Origin of the sequence: Nocardiopsis eucommiae (assembly GCF_965344335.1) — a bacterium.
GTDB lineage: Bacteria > Actinomycetota > Actinomycetes > Streptosporangiales > Streptosporangiaceae > Nocardiopsis > Nocardiopsis eucommiae.
The window spans coordinates 164060-172712 of sequence record NZ_CBDRIY010000008.1 but is presented as its reverse complement, the minus strand read 5'-3'; the positions used below and the strand labels follow the sequence as shown (position 1 = coordinate 172712).

Annotated in this window: 7 protein-coding genes and 1 pseudogene; 6 read left to right on the top strand and 2 right to left on the bottom strand. The window is 71.5% G+C overall.

Translation table 11 applies throughout. The features are described 5' to 3' along the window. Window positions 1–512, bottom strand: a 512-nt coding sequence (locus ACRWK8_RS07315; protein ID WP_431869107.1) for a hypothetical protein, incomplete at its 3' end; no start/stop codon positions are given. Between the two features lie 300 nt (window positions 513–812). Between ACRWK8_RS07315 and ACRWK8_RS07310 the strand changes: the two genes are divergently transcribed. After that, the gene (locus tag ACRWK8_RS07310) at window positions 813–2189 is read left to right on the top strand and encodes an NAD(P)/FAD-dependent oxidoreductase (RefSeq protein WP_378742766.1); all 1377 of its coding nucleotides are present in this window, start codon (window positions 813–815) and stop codon (window positions 2187–2189) included. Window positions 2190–2249: 60 nt separating this feature from the next. Here ACRWK8_RS07310 and ACRWK8_RS07305 read toward each other — a convergent pair whose 3' ends face one another. After that, complete coding sequence (locus ACRWK8_RS07305) at window positions 2250–2540, bottom strand: metal-sensitive transcriptional regulator (protein ID WP_378742764.1); 291 nt, start codon at window positions 2538–2540, stop codon at window positions 2250–2252. A gap of 313 nt (window positions 2541–2853) precedes the next feature. Here ACRWK8_RS07305 and ACRWK8_RS07300 point away from each other — a divergent pair, with 313 nt between their 5' ends. The 5 genes and pseudogenes from ACRWK8_RS07300 (at window position 2854) to ACRWK8_RS07280 (ending at window position 8641) form a co-directional block, all read left to right on the top strand. After that, a complete protein-coding gene (locus tag ACRWK8_RS07300) occupies window positions 2854–4359 on the top strand; it encodes a hypothetical protein (RefSeq protein WP_378742762.1) in 1506 nt (501 codons plus the stop codon). 61 nt (window positions 4360–4420) lie between these two features. After that, entirely contained in the window at window positions 4421–4666 is a 246-nt protein-coding gene (locus ACRWK8_RS07295) for a DUF2630 family protein (RefSeq protein WP_431869104.1), read from the top strand. Between the two features lie 115 nt (window positions 4667–4781). After that, window positions 4782–5447: pseudogene (locus ACRWK8_RS07290) on the top strand (DUF4126 domain-containing protein); the annotation flags it as partial. Between the two features lie 264 nt (window positions 5448–5711). Further along, window positions 5712–6389 carry an HAD family hydrolase gene (locus tag ACRWK8_RS07285; protein ID WP_378742758.1) on the top strand — a complete coding sequence of 226 codons (678 nt, stop codon included), beginning with the start codon at window positions 5712–5714 and terminating at the stop codon, window positions 6387–6389. Between the two features lie 218 nt (window positions 6390–6607). Continuing rightward, entirely contained in the window at window positions 6608–8641 is a 2034-nt protein-coding gene (locus ACRWK8_RS07280; RefSeq protein WP_431869101.1) for an acetoacetate--CoA ligase, read from the top strand. Window positions 8642–8653: the final 12 nt, after the last annotated feature.

Below are 8653 nucleotides of genomic sequence, written 5' to 3'. Positions count from 1 at the left end.
TACGGGAGGGCGACGCCGCCCACGGCGTCCTCCACCGGCTGGGTGACGTCACCGGTGCCCGGGGCCTCGGCCGGGAGCTGCCCGGTGACGTCGTCGGTCGCGACCGGGACCTCGTCCGTGCTGACGGGGAGGTCGTCGGTGGCGACCGGGAGGTCCAGCGCCTGCAGGGCCGCCGCCGGGTCCTCCAGCTCCATGAGCGCCTGGATCGTCTTCAGGGAGTCCTCGTCGCTGAGCAGCGCGACGGCCTGCTCGTTGGCCAGGAGCTGCTGGACCGCGGGGTCCGCGAGCAGCGCCTCGGCCTCGGGCGAGAGGGCCTTGACGCTGTCGGCGGTCTCCTCCACAGGCTGCGCGACCCCCTCCGCGGGCTGGGTGACCTCCGCGGGCTGGGCGGCGGCGCCCTCCGTGGTCTGGGCGGCCTCGTCCGCCGGGTCGGCCTGGGCCGCTCCGACGCCGACGACGGTGAGTCCCCCGGCCAGTACCGCGGCGGTGGTGATCCTGGTGAAGGCACGCATATGCGTCCTTGCCCCTCTCTGTGACACGGGTCAGCACGTTCCGTATGTGCATGACCACACATAGTCACCTAGTCTCGGGTCTGGAACGCCAAAGGTGGGTCTTGCCCCCGTGAAGTCACCGTATGCCTTTCTGGGGGAGTGCCAACGGCGGACCAAGACCCCGGAACGACTCGTGTGGGAGCGGGGGAATCGATCGCCGCGCCCGTACATTCGGCAGCGGTGAAGTGGGTACGCCCGCGATCGACGGCCCACAGACGCGCAGGCGTCCCGCCCCCGACCCGAAGAAGGAGCGGTGTACCTATGTCTCGGCCTCGAATCGTGGTGGTCGGATCGGGTTTCGGTGGTTTCCACACCATCCGTCACCTGGAGCGACGCATCCCCACGGGAGCGGCGGACATCGCCCTCGTGGCTCCGCACGACTACATGCTCTACAGCCCGCTGCTGCCGCAGGTGGCCTCCGGTCTGCTCACCCCGCAGTCGGTCGTCATGTCGGTGCACCGGCTCACCAAGCAGACCCGGCTCGTCCCCGGCCACGCCGTCGGGGTGGACACCCGCGACCGCACGGTGGTCGTGCGGCGGCCCACCGGCGAACTCGCCCCCTGCCGCTACGACCGGCTCGTGCTCGCCCCGGGGTCCATGACCAGGGAGTTCGACATTCCCGGCCTCACCGAGCACGCCTACGGCGCCAAGACCCTGGCCGAGGCGGTCCTGCTGCGCGACCACGTCCTCTCCCAGCTGGAGCTGGCCAACGACTCGCGCGACCCCGTCGAGCGGGAGGAGCGCTGCCGGTTCGTCGTGGTCGGCGGCGGTTACACCGGCGTGGAGACCGCCGCGTCGCTCATGCGGCTCTGCCAGGAGGCCGCCCAGCGCTACCCCGAGCTCCGCTCGGTGATCCGCTGGCACCTGGTCGACATCGCCCCGAAGGTGCTGCCCCAGCTGGGCGACCGGCTCGGCCGCAAGGCCGTCGACCTGCTCCGAGGCCTCGGTATCGAGGTGAAGATGAAGGTCAGCGTCCGGGAGGTGACCGCCGACAAGGTGGTGCTCACCGACGGCCGCGCCCTGCCGTGCCGCACCCTCATCTGGACGGCGGGGATCACCCCCAGCCCGCTGATGGAGACGCTCGGCAAACCGACCCAGGCCGGGCGGCTGGAGGTCGGAACCGACCTGGCCGTGCCCGGGCTGCCCGACGTGTTCGCGATCGGCGACGCCGCCGCGGTGCCCAACCTCTCGCACACGGACAGCGCCTACTGCCCGCCCACCGCCCAGTACGCGAGCAGGCAGGCCACCACGGTGGCCGAGAACGTGGTCAACTCGGTACTCGGCAGGCCACTGAAGGAGTTCCGCCATCGGGACATGGGCCTGGTCGTGGACCTGAGCGGGCGCGACGCGCTGGCCAGGATCATGCAGTTCGACCTGAGCGGGCTGCCCGCGCTGGCCGCCACGCGCGGGTACCACGTGGCCTCGGTCCCGTCCGGGACCGCGCGGGCCCGCATCGTCGCCAACTGGGGCATCCGCGCCTTCCTCGGCAGCGAGGTGTCCCGGATGGGGTTCGCGGACGACGGACGCCCGTCGTCGTTCGTGGCCAACGAGTCCGTCGACTACCTGGACGAGGGTTCCTCGCGTTCCGAGGGGGCCCGCCTGCTCGACAACGAGCGGGAGCGCTACGGCGAGGACTGATCGGCGCCGCCCCGGTCGGCGCGCAGGGTCGGCCGGGGCCGGGCGCGGTGGGGGCCCCGGTCAGGAACGCACCAGGCGGGCGATGGCCTCGGAGGCCTCGCGCACCTTCTCCTCGGCCTCGTCGCCGCCGTTGGCCACGGCGTGTGCCACGCAGTGCTTCAGGTGCTCGTCCAGCATGGACAGCGCGAAGGAGCGCAGGGCCTTGTTGACCGCGGAGGTCTGGGTGAGGATGTCGATGCAGTACTGGTCGTCCTCGACCATCCGCTGGAGGCCGCGGATCTGACCCTCGATGCGGCGGAGCCGGTTGATGTGGCTCTGCTTGTCGTTGCTGTAACCGTGGTTCGCCGCCATGCCACCGTCTCCGTGTCGTTCCTGCTCAGCTGCCATAACAATACCCCCTCAAGGTATTCAAGCGGGGAGCTTCGCGGGCTATTCCGCCCTTCCGGCCGTCGACCGGCGAGCCCATTTGTCACCAACCAGGCCGTACGAGAAGTTTCCCAGACCGCCGGGGTCGGTCGCCCCGACGGCGACGGCTCGGGGTGGTTTTGTCCTGGTTGACGCGACCTTGCCGCGAGTGGGAACGCAGCCTGCCGTCGGAGTCGAACCGCAAGCTCTATTGTCACAATGAGTAATAGGATGACGTCGAAGAGTTGCGGAGTCACAGGTGGTCACACAGACAGCGGCGACACGGGCCTCAGCCCTACGGCGGACCGGCGTGGCCATGGTCGCCTCGGTCCTGCTCGCCTCAGGGGTGGTCGCCGCCGGCGCGACCTTCAGCGCCCGGGACGCCGCCGCCCAGCCCGCCACGCCCTACGCGTCCACCGTCTGGGGACGGCTCACCCTGGACCCCGGCGTCTACGGCGGCGGGGCGGTCTCGGGGACCCTCAACGAACTGGAGGTGAGTGTCGACGGCAACCAGCAGTGGGACATCAACACCGGCCCCGGCTCCGCCATCTCCGACCACCTGACCTCCGCCACCGGCACGGCGTCGGTGAACGTGCGCAGCGAGCCCGAGACGGGCATGGCGAACACCAACGGGGCCTTCACCAACCTGGACGTCCCCCCGCCCACCACCGGCGGGGTGGCCTCGCTGGTCAACCAGGGGCCGCTCCAGCCCAGTGGCAACCACCGCCTCTTCTCCGTCTCCACCTGGAACAACCGGGTCCAGTGCGCGCCGCCCGCCGGGATCATCATCCAGGACTCGACCACCGCGCCCATGTTCCTGGGGCGGCTCGTCGACGCCCCCGCGCCCAACGCCTCCGGCACGGCCGTGACCGAACTCGACTTCCCCGGCTCCTACGGGGACGGGATCACCAACGCCCACGTCACCGTCACCATCACGCACGTGTACGAGATCGAGGACCCCTACATCGGACACGCCCGTACCGACTACACGGCGGTCGTCCAGGGGCAGGACGCCGACGGCAACCCGGTGGGCGACCAGGTGACGCTCTTCGACATGACCCTGGGTGACGTCCGGGCCGACTGCAACGCGATCGCGCCCCAGACCCCGACCGAGGAGCCCACCCCGACTCCGACGCCCACCCCCACCGAGTCCCCGAGCCCCACTCCGAGTCCGACGGAGGAGCCCAGCCCCTCACCGTCGCCGACCGAGGAGCCCAGTCCGTCTCCCACGCCGAGCCCGACCGGACCCCCGATCCCGCGCCCGACGCCCAGCCCCACGCCCAGCCCCACCGAGTCCCCGAGCCCCTCGCCGAGCCCGACGGATTTCCCGGGCCCGTTCCCCACGCCGAGCCCGACCGAGGAGCCCAGTCCGTCTCCGTCTCCGACCGGGGAGCCCACGCCGGGTCCGACGGAGGAGCCGTCTCCCACCGAGTCGCCCACTCCCACGCCCGGTCCGACCGAGGAGCCCAGTCCCTCGCCGTCGCCCGGTCCGTCCCCGTCTCCGTCTCCGATGGAGACACCGTCGCCCACGCCGACCCCCGGACCGACGGGGTCCCCGAGTCCGTCACCCTCGGAGACGCCGAGCCCGAGCGAGTCGCCCACCGATCCCGGCTACCCCGGCTACCCGGACCCGGAGCCGCCGTCGTACGAACGGCCCACGCTGCCGGTGACCGGTGCGAGCCTCGCGGCGCTCCCCCTCGGTGGCCTGGCGGCGATCGGGGCCGGGATCACCGCCCTGGTGGCCTCGCGTAAACGTTCGGTCTGACCTGCGCAATCACGGGACCGGGGCCCTTGCCCCGGTCCCGTGGTCGCGCCGACCATGAGGTATGAGCGAGAGCGCCGAGCAGGACATCATGACCACCATCCGAGGCCTGATGGACGAGGAGCACACCCTCCGCTCCGCCGAGGGCGGGCTCGAACAACAGGAGCGCCGCCGGATGAAGGAGGTCGAGGAGGCGCTCGACCAGTGCTGGGACCTCCTCCGCCAGCGCCGTGCCCGCAGCGAGCACGGCCAGGACCCGGACGAGGCCCGCGTGCGCCCGGTGTCCGAGGTCGAAAACTACCGACAGTAGTCGGGCCTGAGCGAAAACCAACCACCCCCCGAGCGCGTCTGTACAAGTGATCGGAGCCGGACCCCCTGTCCGGCCCGCCTTTCTCCCTGCCCGGCACGCGCGAAGGAACGCCCCCATGTTCGCTTCACTGACCGGCCTCGGCCTCGCCTCCGCGGCGGGTCTGAACGCCTACGTTCCCCTCCTGGTCCTCGGGTTACTGGCCCGGTACACCGAGTTCATCCCGCTGACCCCAGCCTGGGCCTGGCTGGCGCACCCCGTCACCCTGGTCATCCTCGGTGTGCTGCTCGCCGTCGAGTTCGTGGCCGACAAGGTGCCCGCCCTGGACACTGTCAACGACGTGCTCCAGACGGCGGTCCGCCCCACCTCGGGCGGGATCACCTTCGGCGCCGGGGCCTCGGCGGTGCGGCTCTCCGAGATCACCGAGATCTCCGGTGAGGCCTCGGGCATGTCCGTCGTCGCTGGCGGCGTGGGCTGGGGAGCGGTGATCGTCGGCGTGCTCGTGGCGCTGTTCTTCCACGTGGCCAAGGCCCTGGCCCGCGTGGTGGTCAACACCCTCACGTTCGGCATCGGCGCCCCGGTCGTCTCCGTCCTGGAGGACGTCACCAGCTTCCTCGCCGCGGTGCTGGCGATCCTGCTGCCCGTGCTCATCGTCGTCGTCTTCCCGCTGATGCTGGTGCTCGGCGTCTGGGCCGTACGCAAGGGCCGCCGGGTGCGGGCGGAGCGCAGGGCCGAGCGCGAGACCCGACACGGTGGCCCGGGTGCGGGGGGTCCCCCTCCCGGCTTCCACCCCGGCCCCCACGGTCCTCCTCCCGGCCCCCACCCGGGTCCCCGGCCCGGGCCCCAGCCAGGCTTCCACGGTCCGCCTCCCGCCCCCCGGCCGGGACCCCCTCCGGGCCTTCCGCCGGGTCCCTACCCCGGCCCCCAGCAGTGGACCGGACACGGCGGCCCGCCCCGGCGGTGACACCCGCCCCCGCCAGCGCGGACGGCGGCGAGGTGGCACAGAACTCCTACCGGGATCGGGTCGCGGGGTCGTACAGTGCTCCCAATGGCTGAGACGAATTCCCCGAACCCGAACACCCACCACATCGTCTGGGACTGGAACGGCACCCTCCTGGACGACAACCACGCCAACCTCGCCGCCGTGAACGCGGTGTGCGCCCAGTTCGGCCGTGAGCCGGTCGAGATGGAGCACTGGCGCACGGTCTTCCGCCGCCCCCTCATCCCCTGCTACGAGGAACTCCTCGGCCGGAGCCTCTCCGCGAGCGAGTGGGAGCGCGTCGAGAAGACCTACGACAGCAGCTACCAGGAGTACCTGCACACCTGTGAGCTGGCCGCGGGCGTCCCCGACGTCCTCCACCAGTGGGCCGGGACCGGTCGGACCCAGTCCCTGCTGTCGATGGCCACCCACGAGCACCTGGTGCCGCTGATCACCGAACGCGGCCTGAACGACCACTTCACGCGGGTCGACGGACGCAGGTTCGACACCGAGCACGACTCCAAGGCCGAACACCTGGTGCACCACCTGGAGCAGCAGGGACTGGACCCGTCGCGGGTCGTGCTCATCGGTGACATCGACGACGACGCCCGCGCGGCCCGTGAGGCCGGGGCCCGGTCCGTCCTGGTCGCCAGCGGCCTGATGGCCCGCGAGCGTCTGGAGGCCACCGGCGCGCTCGTCGTGGACACGCCCACGGACGCGGTCGCGGCCCTGCGCCAGGCGAGCTGACCCGCACCACCCCCCGGTCGCGGTCAACGTGGCCCGCCCACCCGACGAACCCGTTCCGGAGGTGGGCGGACCACATCCGTACGACCCCTCGGTGACCTGCGGAGTTCCGCGTCGGCCCCGAGCCTCCGTTAGGCCGGGCCGCCCCGTGACGTCGAAGATGGTGTGCTGTTAGATGTGTCTCACAGCAACACACAGCGACGCGATTGGGAAGGCCTGCAATGACGGAGAGCAGCGTGCCCCGTGTGCTCTGGGAGCCCGGTGAGGACCGGATCGAGTCCTCCAACATCGTCGCGTTCGCCCGGTGGGCCGAGCGCGAGCAGGGGGTCAGGGCCTTCGGTGACGGCGGCTCCACCGACGCCTCGGACTTCGACTACGACGCCCTGTGGCGCTGGTCGGTCACCGACGTCGACGGGTTCTGGGCCTCGGTCTGGGAGTACTTCGGGGTCCGCTCCGCCACCCCGTACGAGCGGGTTCTGGCCGACCGGAGCATGCCGGGCGCCCGGTGGTTCCCCGGCGCCACGCTCAACTACGCCGAGCACGTCTTCGAGGGCCGCGACCACGGTGCGACCGCCATCCGGCACGCCACCGAGCTCCGCGCGCTGGACTCCTGGTCCTGGGGCGAACTGCGCGAACGCACCGCCGCGATCGCCGCCGGGCTCCGTGAGCTCGGGGTGGGGAGGGGCGACCGGGTCGCGGCCTACCTGCCCAACCTGCCCGAGACCGCCGCCGCGTTCTACGCCGTGGCCTCCCTCGGCGCGATCTGGTCCTCCTGCTCTCCCGACTTCGGCGTGCGCAGCGTCATCGACCGCTTCGCCCAGATCGAACCCAAGGTCCTGCTCGCCGTGGACGGGTACCGCTACGGAGGCAGGGACTTCGACCGGCGCCCGGTCGTGGAGGAACTGCGCGCCGCGCTCCCGACCGTCGAGCACACCGTCCTCCTCGACTACCTCACCCCCGGGGCGACCCTCGACGGCACCCTGCCGTGGGACAGGTTCACCGAGAGTGGCGCGGGAGCCGAGCTCACCTTCACGCCGGTCCCGTTCGACCATCCCCTGTGGGTCCTGTACTCCTCGGGCACCACCGGTCTGCCCAAGGCGATCGTCCAGGGCCACGGGGGCATCCTCCTCGAACAGCTCAAGAACCTGAACCTGCACCTGGACGCCCAGGAGCACGACCGCGTCCTCTGGTTCACCACCACCGGCTGGATGATGTGGAACTTCCTGGTCAGCGTGCTGCTGACCCGGGCCTCCATCGTCCTGTACGACGGCAGCCCCGCCCACCCGACGCCCCGGGCCGGGGCCGGTACGCCCACCACTCCCGACCTGGGATCCCTGTGGGACCTGGCAGCCGAGGCCGGGGTGACGGTCTTCGGCACCAGCGCGGGCTACCTCTCCTCCTGCATGAAGGAGGGCGTGCACCCCACGCGGGGCCGGGACCTCTCCGCCCTCAAGGCGATCGGCTCCACCGGATCCCCGCTCAGCCCCGAGGCGTTCACCTGGGTGTACGAGGAGTTCGGTGACGACCTGTGGCTCTTCTCCACCAGCGGCGGCACCGACGTCTGCAGCTGCCTGGTGGGCGGGACCCCCACCCTGCCCGTGTACGAGGGCGAGATCCAGTCACGCGGGCTCGGCATGGCCGTGGCCTCCTGGGACCCGGACGGCAAGGAGCTGATCGGTGAGGTCGGTGAACTCGTGGTCACCGAGCCCGCCCCGTCCATGCCGGTGTTCCTGTGGGGCGACGCCGACGGCGAACGGCTCAGGGACAGCTACTTCTCCGTCTACCCGGGCATCTGGCGGCACGGGGACTGGATCGAGATCACCGACCGGGGCACCGCGATCATCTACGGCCGCTCGGACTCCACCATCAACCGGGGCGGCGTCCGGATGGGCACCAGCGAGATCTACCGCGCCGTCCTGGCCCTGGACGACGTGGTGGACGCTCTGGTCGTGGACGTCCCCCAGCAGGACGGATCCTCCCGCATCGAACTCTTCACGGTGCTGCGCGAGGGCGCCGACCTTGAGGGCGACCTGCCCAAGGAGATCGCCCGCCGCATCCGCACGGACTGCTCACCCCGGCACGTGCCCGACCGGGTCCGCGTGATCGGGTCGGTGCCGCGCACCCTGTCCGGCAAGGTGCTGGAGGTTCCGGTCAAGCGCATCCTCATGGGGGAGGACCCCGCGAAGGTGGCCAGCCGCGACTCGCTGGCCAACCCGGAGGCGCTGGACCACTTCAGCGAGCTGGTGGGCGACTGAGCCCGGTGGGCG